Below are 22,061 nucleotides of genomic sequence, written 5' to 3' on the forward strand. Positions count from 1 at the left end.
TGGCGGATACGCCACACCGACGAAATGCGTAGCATTTTGGAGGTTGGCTCTGAACAGTTACAACATTTAATTTAAGTATTAAAGAAGGAGGCAGGAATGATGCTGGTTATTGGTAATGGTAAGTTATTTACAAGAAATGATGAGATGCCCTTTGTTGAAAATGGTGCTGTTGCGATTGAGGGGACAAAGATCGCTGCTGTGGGGGAAACAGAGGCTATAAAGAAACAGTATGGGGATGCAGAATTCATTGATGCAAAGGGCGGCGTGATCATGCCGGCATTTATCAATACGCATGAGCACATTTACAGTGCGATGGCCAGAGGATTAAGTATTAAGGGGTATAATCCGAAGGGATTTCTGGATATTCTGGATGGTCAGTGGTGGACGATCGACCGCCATCTGACACTGGAACAGACGAAATACAGTGCGGTTGAAACATTGATTTCCTGTATTCGCAATGGTGTGACGACGGTTTTTGACCACCATGCAAGTTTTGGACAGATTGGCGGCAGCTTATTTACAATCGCTGATGTGGCTAAGGAATTAGGTGTTCGTGCCTGCCTCTGTTATGAGATTTCTGATCGTGATGGTATGGATAAAGCCAGAGAATCTGTTATGGAGAATGCGGAATTTATCCGTTATGCACTGAAAGATGACACAGATATGATCGCCGGTATGATGGGTATGCATGCACAGTTTACAATTTCCGATGCAACCATGGAACTGGCAGCTGCGAACAAACCGGATGAAGTCGGCTATCATATCCATGTGGCAGAAGGCATTGAAGATCTGCATGACTGTCTGAAGAAATATGGCAAACGTATCGTGGACAGACTGATGGATTTCAACATTCTCGGTGAGAAGACGCTGCTGGGTCACTGTATTTACATTAACCCTCATGAAATGGATCTGATCAAAGATACCAACACAATGGTGGTACATAATCCGGAATCCAACATGGGCAATGCCTGCGGATGCCCGCCAACCATGGAGCTGGTTCACAGAGGTATCCTGACAGGTCTTGGTACAGACGGTTATACACATGATATGATCGAATCTTATAAGGTGGCCAATGTACTGCACAAACATCATCTTTGCGACGCCAATGCGGCATGGGGAGAAGTTCCGAAGATGCTGTTTGAGAACAATGCAGCCATTGCAAATCGTTACTTTAAGACACCGCTTGGTGTTCTGAAAGAGGGCGCAGCCGGTGATGTCATCGTTGTGGATTACAACCCACCAACACAGCTGGATGCATCCAATATCAACGGTCATATTCTGTTTGGCATGACAGGCAGAGACGTTGTGACAACGGTTGCCAACGGCCGTGTATTGATGAAAGACCGTGAGATTAAAGTAATTGACGTTGAAGAAGCAATGGCAAAATGCAGAGAAGAATCTGCAAAGCTGTGGCACAGCATCAACGGTTAATCAGATTGGGGACAGGTGCAGCATCTGTTCAAGCAGATGCTGTGGATTTAAAGGGAAGATAGAATTAATAGAGATTGAAAGAGAATACAGGAGGTTTTCTCATGAGTGATAGAATGACAGGTATGTCTTTTGACCAGTTAATGAATTGGGTAACAGAAGAATTAGAGAATCATGGTACGCTTTTTGGGCTTCATCGTGCTTATAAAGCGCCTGAAGAAGCGCTGACAATTTTTGGCAGAGACCTTGAGACTCCGATTGGTCCTGCAGCCGGCCCTAACAGCCAGTTAGCTCAGAATATTGCGGCTTCTTATTATGCCGGCAGCCGTTTCTTTGAACTGAAAACCGTTCAGATCATGGATGGTGATGAACTGGCAGCATGTGTCAACAAGCCATGTATCAAAGCGGATGACGAAGCTTACAACTGTGAGTGGTCTACCGAGCTTTATGTTCCTCAGGCACAGGATGAATACATTAAGGCATGGTTTCTGCTTTCCTTTATGGCAAAGGAATACGGCCTTGGCAGTATGGATGGTTTCCAGTTCAATATCAGTGTTGGTTATGATCTGGAGGGTATCAAGTCTGAGAAAGTCAACACATTCATTGAAAGTATGAAGAATGCAGCTGATACAGAAACCTTCAAAGTCTGTAAGCAGTATCTGCTGGATCATGTAAGTGAGTTCAAACATGTGACAGCAGAAGATATTGAAGCTATCAGACCGGATATCTGTAATTCCGTTACACTTTCCACACTGCATGGCTGTCCTCCGCAGGAAATCGAACGTATTGCAACCTATCTTTTGACAGAAAAGAAACTCAATACATTTATCAAATGTAACCCAACACTTCTTGGCTATGAATTTGCCAGAGAAACACTGGACAAGATGGGTTATGATTATATTGCATTCGGCCGTTTCCATTTTGAAGATGATCTTCAGTATGTGGATGCCGTTCCGATGCTGCAGCGACTGATCAAATTATCCGGCGAAATGGGTCTGGAATTTGGTGTGAAGATTACAAATACATTCCCTGTAGATGTTAAGGCAGGTGAACTTCCAAGCGAAGAAATGTACATGTCAGGTAAATCCCTGTATCCTCTGTCCATTTCACTGGCAGCAAAACTGTCACGTGAATTTGATGGCAAACTGCGTATCTCCTATTCAGGCGGTGCAGATGCTTTCAATATTGACAGAATCGTCGGATGCGGTATCTGGCCTGTAACAGTTGCAACAACGATTCTGAAGCCGGGCGGCTACCAGAGATTACAGCAGATGGCAGATTCTCTTGAGGCAATGGGCGTCGGCGAATTCAAGGGTATCGATGTGGCGGCACTGAATAAACTGGCAGAAGATGCCATTACAGATGCGCATCATGTGAAACCGGCCAAATTGCCTGCATCAAGAAAATCTAATGAGACAGTTCCGCTGCTTGACTGCTATACAGCACCTTGTCAGGATGGATGCCCGATTCATCAGGAAATCCCGACTTATGTTGCATTAGCCGGTGAGGGCAAATATGAAGAAGCACTGAAAGTGATTCTGAACAGAAATGCACTGCCATTTATGACTGGTACCATCTGTTCCCATCCTTGTCAGGGTTATTGTACACGTAATTTCTATGAGAAATCCGTGCAGATCCGAAATACAAAACTGGAATGTGCTGAGCAGGCTATGGATGCTATTATAGACTGCGTATCTGTAACTGGTGATTACAGCGGCAGTGTTGCTGTCGTGGGCGGTGGTCCTGCAGGTATGGCAGCGGCTTACTATCTGGCAAGACTTGGCGCAAAGGTAACAATTTATGAAAAACGTGAACGCCTGGGCGGTGTTGTCAGCGCTATCATTCCTAACTTCCGAATTGATGACAGTGTCATTGCAAAGGATGCTGCTTTACTTGAAAAATTAGGCGTGAAAGTTTTATATAACACAGAAGCACCTGCCGTAGATGTTTTGAAGAAAGAATATGACAGCGTAATTCTTGCTGTTGGTGCTTACAAACGCGGTGAACTCAAGCTTGAGGGCGGTGAAGCACAGAATGCACTGGCATTCCTTGAAGATTACAATCGCACAAATGGCAAGATGGCCATCGGCAAGAATGTGGTTGTCATCGGAGGCGGCAATACAGCGATGGATACAGCTCGTGCAGCAAAACGCTGTGATGGTGTTGAGCATGTGTATCTTGTTTATAGAAGAACAAAACGCTACATGCCTGCTGATGAACATGAATTAGTGCTGGCTGTAGAAGATGGTGTAGAGTTCAGAGAACTGTTGGCACCTGAGAAACTGGAAAATGGTCAGTTGATCTGCCGTGTCATGAAGCTTGGTGAACTGGATGCATCCGGTCGTGCAGGCATTGTTGAGACGGATGAAACAGTGGCTGTACCTGCAGACCGCGTGATCGCAGCTGTTGGTGAAAAAGTGCCGACAGATTTCTATGAAGCGAATGGTCTTCAGGTAGATGACAGAGGCCGTGTGAAAGTCAGCCCGACTCTGGAATCCAGTGTAGAAAATGTATATGTCATCGGTGATGGTCTGTATGGCCCATCTATCGTTGTCAAAGCAATGGCTCAGGCCATCACAGCAGCAGAAGCTATCTGCGGCCGTGAAATCTCAGGCAGCTGCGACATCGCAGCAGATCCGGTTTCCATCTATGCGAAGAAGGGTATTCTGGCTGAACCGGGTGATAAACCGGAATCCGAACGTTGCCTTGGCTGTTCAACCGTATGCGAAAACTGTGTAGATGTATGCCCGAACAGAGCCAACATCTCAATCAAGGTACCTGGTATGGCAAAAGCACAGGTCATCCACGTAGACTACATGTGCAACGAATGCGGCAACTGCAAGAGCTTCTGCCCATACGCAAGTGCACCATACCTTGACAAATTCACGTTATTTGCCAAAGAAGCCGATATGGCTGACAGCAAGAACGATGGATTTGCCGTTATCGACAAAGAAGCAGTTACAGCGAAGATTCGTTTCTTCGGAAAAGAAACAACATGGACAAAAGGACAGGAAAGCAGCGTGCCATTCGGCCTGCTGAAAGTCATCGAAGCTGTTTGTGCAGATTATAGTTATTTACTTCCATAAAACCATATAGGCGGAGACTTCAAGTACCCTGAATCCACTCTGCCTGTGACTTACCTCTAAAAACACGCTCATTGCGAAATGTTTTCAGAGGTAAGTCACAGGCAGAGCGGAATAGAGAAGGGAAAAGAGTCTCCGCCATTTTTATGTGTAGAAATAACTATAATCTGCACGGCAGGCGCAGGAGGGCTGGAAATAAAGGCAGGGGTTTTAATGTTTGGACATTCTGGCAACAATATGGTAAAAATGTCGTCTTCGCAGGTACTTTTGGGTTGAGCTAAATCTCCAATAATGCTAAGATATACTATAAAAGTTAGATACGACGGTTCATAAGAAAGCTAAGGGACCAGAGCAGTCCCGGTGATAGACAGGAGGTTTTAGCGATGATCCATCATATGATCATGACAGCCGATGAGGCGATTGAGAAGTTAAAGTCAGGCAACATGCGGTATTTGCTGATGAACAGTAACAGTGGCAATGTGTCAGCGGCCCTGCGCAAGTTTACTTATGAGCACGGTCAACATCCCCATGCGATTATTGTGACTTGTTCGGATTCCAGAGTGATTCCGGAGACGATTTTTTCGGCGGGTCTGGGTGAGCTTTTTGTGATCCGTGTGGCGGGCAACGTCATTGATGACCATCAGCTGGGCAGCATTGAATATGCGGCCGGACATCTGGGAAGTCCTGTGGTTGTTGTGCTGGGGCATACTCATTGCGGTGCAGTTGATGCAGCCATCAACAGTGATCCGGAAGGGTATATTAAGTTTATTACAGATGAGATTAAGCTGGCGATCGGTGATGAAACCGATGATTACAAAGCTTGCTGTCTGAATGTGAAACGCAGTGTAGCTTTGATTGAGCATAGTCTGGATATTCAGCAGATTGAGGAGCAAGAAGGGTTGAGAGTCGTTGGCGCCATGTATCACATTGAAGACGGCAGCGTAGAGTTTTTATAAGAAAGAAGAGATAAAATGAGAGAAGAACAAAAGGGTGCTGTAAAAAACAGTATCGGCCGTATTTTTATTACTGCGCTGCTGATATTGATACAGGTTGTCTGGCTTATTGAATTGTTTATCAGGCTTAATAAGTATTCCACTGGAATTTCATTGGTATCCAGTGCGATTGCATTGATTGTGGTTATTAAAATATATGGCCGGGATATGAATTCCGCCATGAAGATGCCCTGGATGATTTTGATCATGGCATTTCCGGTGGCCGGTGTCGGTATTTACCTGTTATGCGGGCATTCCGGAGTGAATATCGGTATCCGCAAACATTTTCAGGCATTGCAGTCAGAATTGACGCCTTTATTGCCGGATAAAGAAGATATTTTGCAGAAAATGTCGGATGAGGACAGGCAGACAGCTAATATGGCGCATTATATCAGTCATTCGGCGGGATATCCGGTGTATGACAACACGGATCTGGAATTTTATCCTGAAGCGGTTGATGGCTTTGAAGCTCAGAAGGAAGCATTGAAGCAAGCGAAGAAATTTATTTTTATGGAATACCATGCCATTGAGGATGCGCAGTCCTTTGCGGGCATGAAAAGTATTCTCTTTGAGAAGGCAAAGGAAGGTGTGGAAGTCCGTCTGATTTATGATGATGTTGGCAGTATGGGCTTTATCAATACGGATTTTGTCAAACAGATGGAAAGCCAAGGTATTCAATGTCGAATTTTCAATAAGATTGTGCCTTTCGTCAATATGTTTATGAATAACAGGGATCACAGAAAGATTACGGTCATTGATGGACAGGTTGGTTTTACCGGCGGCTACAATCTGGCGGATGAATATTTCAATATTACCCATCCTTATGGCCTTTGGAAAGATACCGGTGTGCGGATGGAAGGAGATGCTGTACGGAGTCTTACAGTTATGTTTCTTGAAATGTGGAATGCCATTAAGAAGACGGACACGGATTATACGGCATATTTTCCGGAGATTACATATACAGCAAAGCAGACAGGCTATGTACAGCCTTATGCAGATAATCCACTGGACGATGAGCATACCGGAGAAAATGTTTATATGAATGTTTTGAACAGTGCACGGGAATATGCGTATTTCATTACACCGTATCTGCTGATCAGTGATGAAATGAAAAAGGCTTTTACTCTGGCAGCCAGAAGAGGCGTGGATGTGCGGATTATCACACCGGGCATACCGGACAAGAAGTTTGTTTATCAGGCAACACGTTCTTATTACAACAGACTGGTAAAAAAGGGTGTGCGGATTTTTGAGTATACGCCGGGATTTTGCCATGCCAAGCAGTGCGTATCGGATGATAAGGCAGCGGTTGTGGGTACCATCAATCTGGATTACAGAAGTTTATATCATCACTTTGAAAATGCGGCAGCTTTTTATCATAAGGACGCAGTTGCGGGTGTGAAGGCGGACTTCGACCATCTTTTTGAAGAATGTCATGAAGTGACAGAGCAATATCGAAGCCATCGTTCAACAGCATTGAGAATTGGGCAGTGTATTCTGAGATTATTTGCGCCGCTTCTGTAAGGTGCGTCTACCATTTTTATAGAATTTATATATGTGAAGAGGTAAATTAAGGGGCGATAACAACGATCGAATTAGATAGAAATAATGGAATCTCAGATGAAGACGATGCTTTAGAGCGTTTAATACATTTATATGGTCAGGACATTCTGGCCTCACCAGGTATGCAGTCGGAGAAAAATTTCAGGCAGCATGGCAGAATGTCGGTGTATGAACATTCCCTGGCGGTGGCCAGGATGTGTCTGAGAATTGCGAAATATTTTCCGGGAGAAGTGGATATGCGTTCTTTGGTGAGAGGTGCCCTCCTGCATGATTATTTCTTATACGATTGGCATATACCGGATGAAAGTCATAAATGGCATGGCGTTACCCACGCGGGAGACGCCTTGAAGAATGCCAGGCGGGATTTTGAATTGAATGAGATTGAGCAGGACATGATACGAAAGCATATGTTTCCGCTGAATCCAGTCCCGCCGAAATATCGGGAGAGCTGGATTCTATGTATGGCGGATAAGATATGCGCCTCAAAAGAGACAGTTAAAAGACATTAGAATTAGCATATATTCGTGTAAAAATCAATGAATATATGCTATTAAATATTAATTTTTATCCTTAATATTCCCACTTTTTGCGTTCATAATCAGCATTTGCAGTCGGTTTTCGATGTTGGCAAAGCTGACATCCGGATCATAGTCCAATGGCAGGATCTGTGCATCCGGGTACATTTCTTTCAGGCGTTTGCTGATGCCTCGGCCTACAACATGGTTTGGCAGGCAGCCAAATGGCTGAAGGATGACAAAGGAACGGCAGCCGTCTTTGGCATGGTGCAGGATTTCTCCCGGAATCAGGACGCCTTCGCCGGCATCAAATGTATGATGGATGATCGGGTCGCTGGCTTTGACAAGGTCAGGCATTCGGCAGGCCGGTGTATAGAGGGGATGCTTTTTGGCGATAGCATCTGCCATATTGTGAGCCATGTCGAAAACAGTGTCTACTGTCGAAAACCATATTTTTTTGTTTAAAGGTTTCTTTAATTTATATTCTTTAATCTGCGCATCCAGATAGAAATAGGATTTCTGGATGACGTCTGTCATGTGGGCTTCAATGATTTCGAAGCCGTTATGTTCCAGATAATTTTCAATATCGTGATTGGCACCCGGATGGAAGTTCAACAGGTATTCACCGACAATCAGGACCCGTGGACGACGGTTGGTGCGGTCATATTTTACCTGGTTCATCAGGTCAATAGCCTTTTTAAAGCCTTTTTTCAGACCGCTGATACCGTGAAGCTCAAGGCCTTCCACAATGGCATCCATACCTTTTTCAAAAGCACGGTTAGTGCTGCCGGCCACCTTTTCATAAGGTCGGATTTTGCGCAGCAGTTCTTCCAGTACGTCAATCACAGGCAGAGCAAAAGCCAGACGGATGGCGGAACCAAGGCTCATTCGGAAGCCGGGATGCATATTGTGGTAATCTACATCATCGTTGGTCAGAATCGGCACATCATGGAATCCGGCGTCATCAAGGGCTTTGCGAAGAAGGGCACTGTAATGGGTCAGACGACAGTCGCCGATATATTTGCCCATACCGATGGCCACTTCTTTGCCGTCGTATTTGCCGCTCTTTAATGCAGCCAGTGCTTCACCGATCACAATCTGACAAGGGAAACAGATGTCGTTGTGGACATACTGTTTGCCAAGGCGGATGGCTTCTTCACGGCCGATTTCCAGTGGTTCTGCCTGAATATGCTGTCCTCGCATGGCGGCTGACATAATTCGACAGAAAGCATGGGAGGTATTCGGAACAAGGACAATCTTTTTGCGGCAGTCTTCTTTGGTGAATTTCACCGGGTAAGGATCTTCCAACGGGTGAATATCCAGTTCCGGATGAATGGCATGGTTCATGCTGACCGTTTCTGTAAAAGAACGGACACGGATACGCAGCGGACCCTGGATATCACTTTCGTCCAGTTTCAGAACCAGCGGTGTCTTGCCGGAAATTTCCTTCATCAGGCGAATGATTTCATCGGAAAGGTAAGCGTCATGTCCGCAGCCGAAGCTGACAATCTGCACATATTCCAGATGTGGATTTCTGGCAGCCAGAATAGCAGTGGACAGCATGCGGGCATGATAATTATTGACAATATCCAGTCGGCTCATGCTCAAATCCACATGGTCGGCTTCTTCCAGAGAATCTGCCGTCAGCACCGGAATGCCGAGACTTGTAAACATTTCCGGAAGGTCATGGTTCACAAGGGCATCGTTCTGATATGGCCTTGAGGCCAGAATAACAGCATAGCTGCCATTGGCAGTGACTTCATCAAGAACAGCTTTTCCTGCCCGATGCATTTCATCATGAAACTGTTTTTCAGCGGCATCGGCGACGTTAATGGCCTGTCGGGTTTCTGCCGGGGAAATGCCGAAAGTCTTCTCCATATAGCCGGTGAGCTGACGGTTTCTGTCCTCGCGCTTGTACCAGTGGAAAAGTGGTGCGTCAAATGGTATATGCCAACGCTTTTCAGGGTTATCGGAGTTACGGATGACAATCGGATAGCCTTTGACGATGGCACACATAGATTCGCTGGTGCTCTCTGTATTTTCAGAGGTTACTGTTGTGATGGATGGCATGAAAATACGATCCACACCTTTTTTTACCAGATTGCGCAGATGACCGTGCACCAGTTTAGCTGGGAAGCAGACGGTATCGGAAGTGACTGCGGACAGTCCGTCTTCGTAAATTTTGCGTGTGCTCAGATCGGACAATTGAATCTTAAATCCCAGAGCACGCCAGAAGGTGGTCCAGAATGGCATGGTTTCCCAATAGGAAAGCACCCGGGGCAGACCGATGGTGATGTCACGTTCTTTAGCAGCTTTCGGATAAGGGTAGTCTTTAAACAACAGTTCCTGTCGAAGTTTGAAGAGATTTGGTGTCTGTTCACGGGATTTCTTTGCATCTGCAAGCTGCTGTCGGACAGAAGCATCCTTCGGATCACCGAGGATTTCGCCGCGTTCGCACCGGTTGTTGGTTACCCAGGAATTGCCGTTGGAAAAACGGACAATGGTTCGTTTACAATGGTTGGCACAGAACGGGCAAGGGGCGTTGGCTTCTTGTGTATAGGAAAAATCAGCCACACCGTCAATGCCGATAAATGTTTTGGCTGGGTGATTCTGTTCAAAGCGTTTCTTAGTAATGAGAGCAGCGCCGATGGCACCCATAATGCCGGGATAAGGGGCACGGATGACTTCACGACCGGTGTACTGCTCAAGGGCACGAAGTACGGCATCATTTCTGAATGTACCGCCCTGGACAACAATCTTGCCGCCCAGACTGTCCAAATTGGAGATTCGGATAACCTTTGTAAAAACATTTTCAATGATGGAACGGCACAGGCCGGCCATAATATCTGCAGATTGTTTGCCGTTTCGCTGCTCCGTGACAATGCTGCTGTTCATGAAAACCGTACAGCGGCTGCCAAGAGAAGCCGGATGTTTGGATGAAAAAGCGGCTTCGGCAATTTCTTCCACAGGAATATGTAAAGATGAAGCAAAGTTTTCAAGGAAGGAACCGCAGCCTGAGGAGCAGGCTTCGTTGACAACAATATTGGTGATAATGCCGTTGTCGATCCAGATGGCTTTCATATCCTGACCGCCGATATCAAGGATAAATGTGGCATCTTTGATATACTTGTCGGCAGCCCGGGCGTGGGCAACGGTTTCCACAACATGGCATTCTGTGCTGAAAGCTTTTGAAAACAGCAGTTCGCCGTAGCCTGTTGTACCTGCGGCAATGATATCCAGTTTGGCACCAGCCTTTTCGTAGCGGTCATGGATGGTCAACAAGGCTGTCTTGGCAATAGTCAGCGGATCACCTTCATTTGGTGCATAAAAAGAATCGAGAATATTTTCATCCTCATCCATCAGCACAAATTTCGTGGTCGTACTGCCGGAATCAATGCCAAGATAAGCATGGACCGTTTCGCCCTTTTGCGGTACATAAGGTGTAAATTCCGGGAGTTGATGGCGTTCATTAAATGCACGATGTTCTTCTTCGGATTCGAAAAACAGCGGACCATCTGCAGAAGCTTGCAAATGGGCACGAAGTTCCGGATTCTCCAACAGCTCAAGATAATGTTTTGGCATATACCATGAAGAATTGCCTGCAAACATACCGTCCAGAGAAAGAGCTGCGCCATAGGCAATCATAATCTCAGGATGGGTTGGACGCAGTGTTTCCTCTGGTGTGAGGCCCAGACGTTTTGCAAAAACATTTACCAGTGTTGGGTTAAAGGTCAGCGGACCACCCTCAAAAACAACAGGTTTCTGGATATCCAGACCCTGAGCCAGACCGCCGATGGTCTGTTTGGCGATAGCGTGGAAAGAAGACAGTGCCAGATCCTGGCGGGAAATACCCTGATTCAGCAGGGGCTGGATATCTGTCTTGGCATAAACACCACAGCGGCCGGAAATATCATAAATGCAGCTGCCCTGAGAGGCCAGTTCATTGAATTCTTCTACAGGTACCTTTAGTATAGAAGCAATTTCATCGATAAAAGCGCCTGTGCCGCCGGCACAACTGCCGTTCATACGCATATCCGCCACATTCAGTGTCTGTGTGGCCGGGTCACGGCGGAAGAAAATCATCTTTGCATCCTGACCGCCCAGTTCGATGGCGGTTCCCACATTGTCATATTCCTTCTGGAGGGCGATGGAATTGGCAACAACCTCCTGAATATAGCAGCAGCCAAGGGCTTCAGCCAGATGCTTGGCACCGGAACCTGTCAGGGCCAGACGGATACGGGCATTTGGAAATTTATCCTCAAAAAATGCCAGGGCATCCTGTACACTCTGGGCCTGGGCTGCGTTGTGGCGTTTATAATTAGATAATAAAATTTCATGCTTTTCGGGATTGATGGCAACGATTTTGGTGGTTGTGGAACCTACATCAATACCAACGAAAAGCTGTGTATCATTTGTAGTAAGATTAGACATGATAAGACTCCTATATCTTTTAACTTTCGGGATCCATTTGTGAATCCTGGTGTGGAATCAGATTCTGCTGGACGCGGGTCAAAAGCGTGAGCAGGATTTTTTTCTCATTTTCAGAGAGGCCTTCTGACATATGGTCGAAGACATGCGTCATATGGGCTTCTGCATTGCAGCAAATATTCTTTCCTGCCACAGTTAATGCAACAATTTTGATGCGCTTGTCATCAATGCTTTGGGTGCAGGTGACAAAATCTTTCTTCTGCAGCCGTTTAACAAGACCGACGGTGGTGGACTGTCCAATCTGCAGCTGTTTTTCAAGTGCTTTAAGTGTAAGTGTGTGCATACCATCAGGGGCATGATTCAGCGCCTGGAGCAGATAAATCTGAGAAACCGTCAGGTCCATTTCACGGAGCTTGTTGTTGGCTTCTTTTTCCATAGCACAGTGAATATGTCGAATCAGGGGGACACATTGTTCTGTATAAGTCATGCGATTTTCCTTTTTATTTGGAGGGTGCGAAACTTCAGGTGCTTTGAAAAATCTGCTAATCAGCTGTTCACAGCAAGCACGTTCGCACTGCCTAACATTGGCAACGGTACATAAGGTGCTAAAGGACAGCACCTAAGTACCGGCCATGTTAGAAGCACCTGCTGTGAACGGCTGATTAGCAGATTTTATCCAAGGAAGTTGAGTTTCGCAACTGACTAAAGACCTAAAATATGTATTTTTAGGTTGAATAGGTTAATATTTCATTATAAAGATTTAAATATAATGTAAGCATGTTAGAGTATAGCATTTCCAGATGAAAAATTCAATAGCATGGCATTGAATGAAGGGCGAAAAACTGTTAAGAAATGGTTAAGAAATGCTTTAGATGGAGAGAATATCTGATATAATGGGGTGATAATATGTCTTATGAAAGGTTGTATGTGCGGTTGATTTCCGGCAGGCGCTTATGATGCAGTTGGTACATGGCGGTGTGGGATGACGTTTTATTGATGAGTTGATGGAGGATTTTGAATGGAGTATAGACAAAATGACTGGTCGATTCTTGGGTTTGGGTGCATGCGGTTCCCGAAAAAGGGTGGCAGTGTGGATATGAAGGAAACAGAGCGGGAGCTGGCCTATGCCATTGCGCATGGCGTGAATTATTTTGATACGGCTTACATTTATCGCGGCAATGAAAAGGTGTTGGGGGAGTTGGTGGCAAAGAATCACTGGCGGGCGCAGATTCAGATTGCCACAAAGATGCCGCACTATCTCATTCACTCTATAGATGAGTTGGAGAAGCTTTTTTGTGAACAACTAAAGCGTTTGCAGACGGATTATGTGGATAACTATCTGATGCATATGCTGCCGGATGTGCATATCTGGAAGAAATTAGTCCGGATGGGAATTCTTGACTGGATCAATGAGAAAAAGGAAAACGGGAAGATTCGTCGGATTGGATTTTCCTACCACGGCAACAGTCAGAATTTTATAGCGCTTTTGGATGCCTATGATTGGGAATTTTGTCAAGTCCAGTATAATTATATGGATATTCACAACCAGGCCGGTGTGGAAGGTGTTGCTTATGCAGCGAAAAAGGGCATTCCGGTGATTATCATGGAACCGCTGAGGGGCGGCAGGCTGGTCAACGGTTTGCCGAAAAAGGCTAAGGATTTGTTTGCGGCAGCCGAACCGAAGCGCAGTCCGGCAGAATGGGGGCTTCGCTGGCTCTGGAATCAGCCGGAGATTAGTGTTGTGCTGTCCGGCATGAACAGCATGGCAATGATTCAGGAAAATATAAGGATTGCAGATACAGTGAAAGTCGGAGAAATGACAGAAACCGATGGTGCGATGTTTGAAGATGTCAGAAATGCTGTGAATGAGAAGATGAAAGTACCTTGTACCGGTTGCGGTTATTGTCAGCCCTGCCCATATGGCGTTGATATCCCAGGGGCATTTAGATGCTATAATGTGCGTTATACCGATAACTTTTTTACAGGGATGCGGGAGTATCTGATGTGTACGACTTTCAGGGCAGAACGGACCAATGCGTCTTTGTGCAGACAATGCGGCAAATGCGAACAGCATTGTCCGCAGGGGATTGCTGTCCGCAAAGAATTAAAACAGGTGGTTCGTCATATGGAGAACCCGGTTTATAAAGTTATTGCATTTTTTGCCAAAGACATGTTTAAAAAATAAAGTTATTCTGCGATTTCATGCATTGCCTGAATAGCCGTATCAATTTCAGCTTCGGTGTTAAAACATGAAAAGCTGAAACGCACGGCCCCCTGTTTCTCTGTGCCAAATGTTTTGTGCATCAGGGGTGCACAGTGGGCACCGGCACGGACACAGATTTCGTAGTCTTCCCAGAGAATATCGCTGACGGAGGCAGAACTCATATTGCCGATGTTCAGTGAGATAATCGGTGTACGAAGAGGTGCATCTATATCACCGTATAGTTTCAAATCAGAAATGTCGGAAATACCATTTACAAAGCGGCGGGCCAGAGAAATCTCTTTGGTATGAATGTTTTTGACACCAGTCGATAGAATATAATCCAATCCGGCATTCAGTCCGGCGATACCGTGCCCGTTTAATGTGCCGGCTTCTAATGCTGTGGGCATATCTGTCGGATGCTGTCTGTCGAAACTGTGGATACCGCTGCCGCCGGACTTCAAAGGCGAAAGAGTTAAGCCTTCACGGACATAGAGACCGCCGGTTCCCTGAGGACCGAAGAGCCCTTTGTGTCCGGTAAAACAGAGAATGTCAATGCCCATTTTTACCACATTGATAGGCAGACTTCCGGCTGTTTGCGAAGCATCCACAATCAGCAGCAGTCCATGTTTTTTTGCAAAATTCGACACAAAAGCCAAATCTGTGACGTTTCCGGATAAATTGGAAGCGTGAGTCAGGACGATGGCGGATGTGTTGGATTTTACGGAAGATTCCAGTAAATCATACCGGATACGCCCTTTTTTGTCAGCCGGGATAATGGTTAGTTCAGTGCCTTCTTTTTCTTTCAGATAGAGTGGACGAAGGACAGAATTGTGTTCGCATGCGGTTGTGATAACATGTTCACCGGGATGGATAGCGCCATGAATGGCAATGTTCAGGGCTTCCGTGGCATTGCATGTAAAAGCAATGCGGGATGGGTCCGGTGTGCCAAAGAGTGCAGCCAGTTTTTCGCGGGTATCATAAATAAGCCGGGAGGCGTTCAGGGTCGGGGCATGAGCGCCTCGACCGGCATTGCCGATGGTATTAAAAGAGCGGAAGACGGCTTCCGCCACTTGAGGCGGCTTTAGAAATGAAGTGGCCGATGAATCCAGATAAATCACACTAAATCCCTCCTTTTGGCAGCTGTCAGTGCGGCACCCAGAGCACCGGCATATCTGGCAAATGCGTCGGTTTCAACCTTGTGTTCGAGTTTGTCGGAAAGTGTCTGAATAAAATAAGGACTTTCACAGAGACCGCCGGTGAGAACAATATTTTCTTCAACACCGAAGCGTGCTGCCAGATTGGCAACCCGGTTGGCAACGGAGTGAATGACACCGGCCGCGATATCTTCACGTTTCTCACCGGAGCCGATGTGGCTGATAACTTCTGATTCTGCAAAAACCGTACACATGGCGCTGATAGCCAGAGGCTGTCCTTTGGCTGCCAGTTCATACATTTCATTCAAATCAGCTCCCAGACGAGTAGCCATGACTTCGATGAATTTGCCGGTACCGGCGGCACATTTGTCGTTCATTAGAAAATCTGCCACCTGTCCGTCAACAACTTTGATCATTTTGGTATCTTGTCCGCCAACATCGATAATGGTCATATTTTTCTTAAAAATGGCCCATCCACCTTTGCCGTGGCAGGTGATTTCCGTAACAATTTTGTCAGCATAATCTACACAGATACGGCCGTAGCCGGTGGCAACGCAGCGCATGTCATCTGCATAGCCCCGGCTTTTGAGCTGTTCCAGAATGGCATTGGCGGTTTCGCGGCCATTCCATCCTGTGGGCAGTACAAAATAATCTTCAATTTTACCCTCTTTCAAAACAACCGTTTTAGAAGCGGTCGAACCGATATCAATACCGGTAAAATAAACAGGTGTTGTATTCATTGATTTATTATTTCTCCAATGTTTCAAGAAAAGCTTCCAGACGGGTACGAATCTGGCCTTTATCCGCCTGGGAATAATCAGTTTCAATCATCAGGTAGGATTTTCCTTTATTTGTTACAGTCTGTTTCACATAGTGGGATTCGATATTGTAAGTATGACAGGCCTGAAGGATAATTTCGATGACGCCGTCTACCTGATATTCGTCAATCATTTCGTCAATATACTGCATACGGCTGTTGTTCGGGCTCATAACAGAGCAGTTGATATTGAGGTATTTTTTTGCAAGGGCGTCATAAATCGGCATATTTTCGTCAACCGGTTCTACTTTTTCACGGGTACCGTTGCAGCAGTCGAAAGCCACCACATCTGCGCCGAGTTCCTCAACGGTTTTGATAATTTTGTCACGGACACCGCTGTTTGGACATCCTGTAATCAGGAGCCTCGGACGATCACTTGCTTTACCTTTATAATTAGCTTCCCAGTCTGTCAACACTTCTTTTGTGCGTTCCTCGATAATAGCAATACGTTCTTCGAGATTAAAATTAAAACCAAGACCGTCCAGGCGGGTACCCATCTCATAACCGCTGATTGGTGCAGGATTCAGTTTGCCCAGTTCAAGGAAACCAAGCATGGCGCGGCGTTCGTGATTTTTCAGACGGATGGCATCACGAATGTCTTCTTCCGTAATGGTGATATGGTAAAAATCTTCCAGTTTTTCTTTTAGACGGATGACTTCCTCGGTCCAGGAACGGAGCGCTGCGTCGTCTCTGGAGTGCGGCAGCTGCATAACGTAAGTTTCTTTTAACTCGTTCATCAGTTCAAACATCTTGCGTTTGCCGTCACAGGTGGTTTCACCCACAATGAAATCTGAAAAATAGAAATAAGGACATGTGTCTGTCAGTGCGAAACCGTAGCTGGCTTTGATCAGCGGACAGAGATTGCGAGGCAGTTTCGTCTCGGCAGCAGGAATCGGTTCATCGCTGGAAGCGCATAAAGGCGCAGCGGCAGCACCGGCAGCCATCAGAAGTTCCTGAGGAACAAAAGAGCAGTAAACCCCCACGATACGGCCGCCATTGTCTTTGATTTCTTTCATCTTCATAAAGCCGGATTTGCGAGCTTCAGCGTAAGTTTCAAAATTAGCTGGTAAATTTAACATTGTAAAATCCTCCTTTGGGGAATTGTTTTCATAATTGCCTGATAAGTATCATGAAAAGTTACTGTTTATAGCAATGTTCTAAGTATTTTATAAACTCACAAACGTAGTCTTTTAAAATAAAATCCTTATGATAGATGATATAAAATTCTCTACCGGCGATATGTCCCGGCAGTTCGAACTGCAGTAGTCTTTTGGCATCGATATAGTCATGGACGGCTTTTTCGGAGACGATGGAGACGCCGAGGCCGCCGGCAACAAGGTTTTTGATGGCTTCCTGATCATTGATGCGGGCAGCAATATGGAGTTTATCTTCGGGAATGCCGATTTTTTCGAGAAAAGCAGAAGCCGATTTGCCGGTGCCGCTGCCCTGTTCACGTAAGATGACAGGCTGCTCCTGAAGGACCTTCTCAAGGGAAAAGCTGCCAGTATCCTTCATTTCCAGAAAATAGTCAGTGACAGGTGCAATCAGAACCAGATGATCCTGATAAAACTTTTTGAAAACAAGCTGTTCGTCATCGGTTTTCATGCCCACAAGGCCCAGATCATAACTGCCTTTATGAACAGCATCAATAATGCCGCGGCTGTCGCTCTGGGTAACAACAAAATAAATATCATCGTGGCTTTTGCCGAATGTCGGCAGTACTTCCGGAAGAATATAGGCGGATGGAATTGTAGAAACGCCAAGACGAATCACCTTGGAACCGTGACCGTTCCAGCGGCTGACCATGTCATCTCTGAGTTTCAGAATGTTTTGGGCACATTCAAAAAGTTCCATGCCTCGAGGGGTGACTTCAAAGCTTTTGGCTGTGCGTACGATGAGCCGTGAATTTAATTCTTCCTCCAAAATTCGGATATGAGTGCTGATGGTGGGTTGTGAGATGCCCAGTTCTTCGGCTGCTTCCGTGAAACTTCTGCAGCGGACAACGGAGATAAAAGAGTGTAATTGTTTAAAATCCATAGGGGCCTCCTGTAATCGTATATAAGTCGTTAGTAACAGTATACAATTTATTATTACGAAAAGCAATGAATATATTTGAAATATTGATAAAACGCGTCGAAAATGTTGTCGAAATGGGTGAAGGACTGCCATTTAAACGGTTTATAATGTAGGGTAATAAATAATACTTTTACAATTAATTACAATTCTGGAAAAAAAGCTTGTGAATAGGTACGACCTATGTCTATAATAGTAATTAAAATAAGGAGGATTTTATCATGCCACAGAGAACAGACATTCATAAAGTACTTATTATTGGTTCTGGTCCGATTATTATCGGTCAGGCCTGCGAATTCGATTATTCAGGCACTCAGGCCTGCAAGGCATTGAAAAAACTGGGTTATGAGATTGTTTTGGTCAATTCCAACCCTGCAACTATTATGACAGATCCTGAGACAGCGGATGTGACGTATATTGAACCGTTGAATGTGGAACGTCTGGAAGAGATCATTGCAAAGGAACGTCCGGATGCGCTTTTGCCGAATTTGGGCGGACAGTCCGGTCTGAATTTGTGTGCAGAGCTGAATAAGGCCGGTATTTTGGATAAATATCATGTAAAAGTTATTGGTGTACAGGTGGATGCCATTGAGCGTGGTGAAGACCGTATTGAATTTAAGCATGCGATGGACAAACTTGGTGTCGAGATGGCGAGAAGCGAGGTCGCTTACAGTGTGGAAGAGGCCCTTGCTATTGCAGATAAACTGGATTATCCGGTGGTCCTTCGTCCGGCTTATACAATGGGTGGCGCCGGCGGCGGCCTTGTTTATAATAAAGAAGAATTAAAGACTGTTTGTGCCAGAGGTCTTCAGGCCAGTCTTGTGGGCCAGGTTCTTGTAGAAGAGTCCATTCTTGGATGGGAAGAACTGGAACTGGAAGTTGTCCGCGATAAAGATAACAACATGATTACGGTATGTTTTATTGAGAATATCGACCCTCTGGGTGTGCATACCGGCGATTCTTTCTGTGCAGCACCAATGCTGACAATCTCTGAAGAATGCCAGAAACGTCTTCAGGAACAGGCTTATAAGATTGTTGAATCTGTTGAGGTTATTGGTGGTACAAACGTACAGTTTGCTCATGATCCTGTGACAGACAGAATTATTGTTATCGAGATTAATCCACGTACATCACGTTCATCTGCTCTGGCTTCTAAGGCCACAGGTTTCCCAATCGCTCTTGTGTCTGCAATGCTGGCAACAGGCTTGACACTGAAGGATATTCCTTGCGGAAAATATGGTACCTTGGACAAATATGTACCGGATGGAGACTATGTGGTTATCAAGTTTGCACGCTGGGCTTTTGAGAAATTCAAAGGCGTTGAAGATAAGCTTGGCACACAGATGCGTGCGGTCGGTGAAGTTATGAGTATTGGAAAGAACTACAAAGAGGCCTTTCAGAAAGCCATCCGAAGTCTTGAAACAGGCCGTTACGGTCTTGGTCATGCAAAGAATTATAATACCATGACAAAGGAAGAACTTTTACATTTGCTGATTAATCCGACAAGTGACCGTCATTTTATTATGTACGAAGCTATCCGCAAGGGTGCAACAACAGAAGAGATTTTCAATCTGACCAAGGTGAAGACATACTTTATTGAGCAGATGCGTGAATTGGTTGAGGAAGAGGAAGAAATCCTTAAGTCCAAAGGTCATCTGCCGGCAGATGCACTTTTGATCCAGGCAAAGAAAGATGGCTTCTCTGATAAATATCTGAGCCAGCTGCTGGAGATTCCAGAGGAAGAAATCCGCAATCACAGAATTAGTCTTGGGGTTGAAGAAGCATGGGAAGGTGTTCATGTCAGTGGTACAAAAGACAGCGCGTATTATTATTCCACTTACAATGCCAAAGACAAGAATCCTGTGTCTGAGGCAAAACCGAAGATTATGATTCTCGGTGGCGGTCCAAACAGAATTGGTCAGGGTATCGAGTTTGACTATTGCTGTGTACATGCAGCTCTTGCCTTAAAGAAGCTTGGTTTTGAGACCATTATTGTCAATTGTAATCCGGAAACTGTTTCTACTGATTATGACACATCTGACAAGCTTTATTTTGAGCCGTTGACACTGGAAGATGTTCTCAGCATTTATAAGAAAGAAAAACCATTGGGCGTGATTGCCCAGTTTGGCGGTCAGACACCACTGAATCTGGCAGCAGAGCTTGAGAAAAATGGCGTAAAGATTCTTGGTACAGCACCTGCAGTCATCGATCTTGCAGAAGATCGTGATCTGTTCCGTGCCATGATGGAAAAACTTGACATTCCGATGCCTGAATCCGGCATGGCAACAACCGTTGATGAAGCACTGGAGATTGCAAATAAGATTGGTTACCCGGTTATGGTACGTCCTTCCTATGTTCTTGGCGGCCGCGGTATGGAAGTTGTCTATGATGATGAGAGCATGGTCGGCTATATGGCAGCTGCAGTAGGTGTGACACCGGACAGACCAATCCTGATTGACCGTTTCCTGAATCATGCTACAGAATGTGAGGCAGATGCCATCAGCGATGGTACACATGCCTTTGTACCGGCTGTTATGGAGCATATTGAACTGGCCGGTGTTCATTCCGGTGACTCTGCTTGTATCTTGCCTTCTGTGCATATTTCACCTGAAAATGTGGCAACCATCAAGGAATATACAAGAAAGATTGCTGAGGAAATGCATGTCAGGGGCCTGATGAACATGCAGTACGCCATTGAGAACGGCAAAGTGTATGTTCTGGAAGCCAATCCGAGAGCATCCCGTACAGTGCCGCTTGTATCCAAAGTCTGCAATATCCGTATGGTGCCGTTGGCAACAGATATTATTACATCAGAATTAACAGGTCGTCCGTCACCTGTTCCGGAATTGAAAGAGCAGAAGATTCCATATTATGGTGTCAAGGAAGCTGTCTTCCCATTCAATATGTTCCCGGAAGTAGATCCTGTTCTCGGACCGGAAATGCGATCAACCGGTGAGGTACTTGGATTATCCGAGTCCTACGGCGAAGCCTTTTTCAAGGCGCAGGAAGCTGCATCTCTGAAACTGCCGTTGGAAGGCACAGTTTTGATCTCTGTGAATAAGAAAGATAAGCCAGAAGTCGTGGATGTGGCAAAGCGCTTCCATGAAGACGGCTTTAAGATTATTGCAACAGGAAAGACCTGTGATCTGTTGAATGAATCCGGTATTCCAGCTGAAAAGGTGAAGAAACTTTATGAAGGACGTCCGAACATTCTGGATATGATCACGAATGGCAAGATTGACCTTGTAGTTAATTCACCGGCAGGCAAAGAAAGTGTGCATGATGACAGTTATCTTCGTAAAGCCGCCATTAAGGCAAAGATTCCATATATGACAACCATCGCAGCAGCGAAAGCAACCGCTGAGGGCATTGGTTATGTGAAAGCACATATGGAAGAAAATAATAGAGTTAAATCACTGCAGCAGATGCACAGTGAAATTCAATAAAAATATTGGCAAAACATTTAAGTTTTAAGAACTGCCCGGCTATGTGTTTAAAAAGACATTTGGCCGGGTAGTTCTCTCGTGAGACTGTTACATTCTCTCAATAAATTCTTCTAAATTCTGACAGCGCGCGGCATTTCTGGACCATTGCTTGAGAGTATCAAGATGAGTCTCAGATGTAATCCGTTCCCGGATATCGTCAGGAATGCAACCAATTTCAGAAAGAAGTTCAAGGATATCTTTAAAGTGTACCCCTTGTCAAGGACAAATTAAGAAGAAGGGATTTGTTCTTTCTAGCCAGTAGATGGCTATATCAGTTTGTTTTATTACCTTCTTCATCATACATATCCGTAGAAGGGATTTTT

General features: G+C 45.4%; 13 protein-coding genes. 7 read left to right on the forward strand and 6 right to left on the reverse strand.

What is annotated here, in order from left to right; translation table 11 throughout:
* Positions 1-99: 99 nt before the first annotated feature.
* From ssnA to NBH03_RS13220, 5 genes are all read left to right on the forward strand, one after another.
* Positions 100-1,431, forward strand: coding sequence for a putative aminohydrolase SsnA (ssnA, locus tag NBH03_RS13200; RefSeq protein WP_117528476.1), 1,332 nt, complete (start codon positions 100-102; stop codon positions 1,429-1,431).
* Positions 1,432-1,532: 101 nt separating this feature from the next.
* A complete protein-coding gene (ygfK, locus tag NBH03_RS13205) occupies positions 1,533-4,514 on the forward strand; it encodes a putative selenate reductase subunit YgfK (protein ID WP_250799848.1) in 2,982 nt (993 codons plus the stop codon).
* Positions 4,515-4,894: 380 nt separating this feature from the next.
* Positions 4,895-5,467 (forward strand): carbonic anhydrase, encoded by a 573-nt coding sequence (locus NBH03_RS13210; RefSeq protein WP_015513120.1) that lies wholly within the window; start codon positions 4,895-4,897, stop codon positions 5,465-5,467.
* A gap of 15 nt (positions 5,468-5,482) precedes the next feature.
* On the forward strand, positions 5,483-7,024 hold the full coding sequence (cls, locus tag NBH03_RS13215) for a cardiolipin synthase (protein ID WP_250799849.1): 1,542 nt from the start codon (positions 5,483-5,485) through the stop codon (positions 7,022-7,024).
* 197 nt (positions 7,025-7,221) lie between these two features.
* A complete protein-coding gene (locus tag NBH03_RS13220; RefSeq protein WP_227082388.1) occupies positions 7,222-7,572 on the forward strand; it encodes an HD domain-containing protein in 351 nt (116 codons plus the stop codon).
* Between the two features lie 48 nt (positions 7,573-7,620).
* On the opposite strand, the gene NBH03_RS13225 is transcribed toward NBH03_RS13220, so the two are convergent.
* Together NBH03_RS13225 and NBH03_RS13230 are read right to left on the reverse strand one after the other, a co-directional pair.
* On the reverse strand, positions 7,621-12,009 hold the full coding sequence (locus tag NBH03_RS13225; RefSeq protein ID WP_250799850.1) for an acyl-CoA dehydratase activase: 4,389 nt from the start codon (positions 12,007-12,009) through the stop codon (positions 7,621-7,623).
* Positions 12,010-12,028: 19 nt separating this feature from the next.
* Entirely contained in the window at positions 12,029-12,493 is a 465-nt protein-coding gene (locus NBH03_RS13230; RefSeq protein WP_250799851.1) for a MarR family winged helix-turn-helix transcriptional regulator, read from the reverse strand.
* A 531-nt stretch (positions 12,494-13,024) separates the two neighbouring features.
* Between NBH03_RS13230 and NBH03_RS13235 the strand changes: the two genes are divergently transcribed.
* A complete protein-coding gene (locus NBH03_RS13235; protein WP_250799852.1) occupies positions 13,025-14,191 on the forward strand; it encodes an aldo/keto reductase in 1,167 nt (388 codons plus the stop codon).
* Between the two features lie 2 nt (positions 14,192-14,193).
* Here the strand turns inward: NBH03_RS13235 and NBH03_RS13240 are convergent, their stop codons facing one another.
* The 4 genes from NBH03_RS13240 to NBH03_RS13255 are packed head-to-tail and all read right to left on the reverse strand — an operon-like array spanning position 14,194 to position 18,217.
* Entirely contained in the window at positions 14,194-15,327 is a 1,134-nt protein-coding gene (locus tag NBH03_RS13240) for an aminotransferase class V-fold PLP-dependent enzyme (protein ID WP_250799853.1), read from the reverse strand.
* The gene (locus NBH03_RS13245) at positions 15,324-16,103 is read right to left on the reverse strand and encodes an acyl-CoA dehydratase activase (protein WP_215690452.1); all 780 of its coding nucleotides are present in this window, start codon (positions 16,101-16,103) and stop codon (positions 15,324-15,326) included. The genes NBH03_RS13240 and NBH03_RS13245 overlap by 4 nt, the downstream gene beginning before the upstream one ends.
* 7 nt (positions 16,104-16,110) lie before the next feature.
* On the reverse strand, positions 16,111-17,259 hold the full coding sequence (locus NBH03_RS13250; RefSeq protein WP_117539643.1) for a double-cubane-cluster-containing anaerobic reductase: 1,149 nt from the start codon (positions 17,257-17,259) through the stop codon (positions 16,111-16,113).
* 58 nt (positions 17,260-17,317) lie between these two features.
* Positions 17,318-18,217: a selenium metabolism-associated LysR family transcriptional regulator gene (locus tag NBH03_RS13255; protein WP_227082393.1), complete on the reverse strand. Its 900-nt coding sequence runs from the start codon at positions 18,215-18,217 to the stop codon at positions 17,318-17,320.
* 257 nt (positions 18,218-18,474) lie between these two features.
* Between NBH03_RS13255 and carB the strand changes: the two genes are divergently transcribed.
* Positions 18,475-21,699 carry a carbamoyl-phosphate synthase large subunit gene (gene carB, locus NBH03_RS13260; RefSeq protein WP_250799854.1) on the forward strand — a complete coding sequence of 1,075 codons (3,225 nt, stop codon included), beginning with the start codon at positions 18,475-18,477 and terminating at the stop codon, positions 21,697-21,699.
* Positions 21,700-22,061: the final 362 nt, after the last annotated feature.

This window comes from Coprococcus intestinalis, from assembly GCF_023656595.1.
In the GTDB taxonomy this organism is placed as follows: domain Bacteria; phylum Bacillota; class Clostridia; order Lachnospirales; family Lachnospiraceae; genus Coprococcus_A; species Coprococcus_A intestinihominis.

What these genes read in the sequence shown, in the direction of transcription:
- ssnA (WP_117528476.1), top strand. Translation starts at nt 100, where the DNA reads ATGCTGGTTATTGGTAATGGTAAGTTATTTACAAGAAATGATGAGATG.
- ygfK (WP_250799848.1), top strand. Translation starts at nt 1,533, where the DNA reads ATGAGTGATAGAATGACAGGTATGTCTTTTGACCAGTTAATGAATTGG.
- NBH03_RS13210 (WP_015513120.1), top strand. Translation starts at nt 4,895, where the DNA reads ATGATCCATCATATGATCATGACAGCCGATGAGGCGATTGAGAAGTTA.
- cls (WP_250799849.1), top strand. Translation starts at nt 5,483, where the DNA reads ATGAGAGAAGAACAAAAGGGTGCTGTAAAAAACAGTATCGGCCGTATT.
- NBH03_RS13220 (WP_227082388.1), top strand. Translation starts at nt 7,222, where the DNA reads ATGTCGGTGTATGAACATTCCCTGGCGGTGGCCAGGATGTGTCTGAGA.
- NBH03_RS13225 (WP_250799850.1), bottom strand. Translation starts at nt 12,009, where the DNA reads ATGTCTAATCTTACTACAAATGATACACAGCTTTTCGTTGGTATTGAT.
- NBH03_RS13230 (WP_250799851.1), bottom strand. Translation starts at nt 12,493, where the DNA reads ATGACTTATACAGAACAATGTGTCCCCCTGATTCGACATATTCACTGT.
- NBH03_RS13235 (WP_250799852.1), top strand. Translation starts at nt 13,025, where the DNA reads ATGGAGTATAGACAAAATGACTGGTCGATTCTTGGGTTTGGGTGCATG.
- NBH03_RS13245 (WP_215690452.1), bottom strand. Translation starts at nt 16,103, where the DNA reads ATGAATACAACACCTGTTTATTTTACCGGTATTGATATCGGTTCGACC.
- NBH03_RS13250 (WP_117539643.1), bottom strand. Translation starts at nt 17,259, where the DNA reads ATGTTAAATTTACCAGCTAATTTTGAAACTTACGCTGAAGCTCGCAAA.
- NBH03_RS13255 (WP_227082393.1), bottom strand. Translation starts at nt 18,217, where the DNA reads ATGGATTTTAAACAATTACACTCTTTTATCTCCGTTGTCCGCTGCAGA.
- carB (WP_250799854.1), top strand. Translation starts at nt 18,475, where the DNA reads ATGCCACAGAGAACAGACATTCATAAAGTACTTATTATTGGTTCTGGT.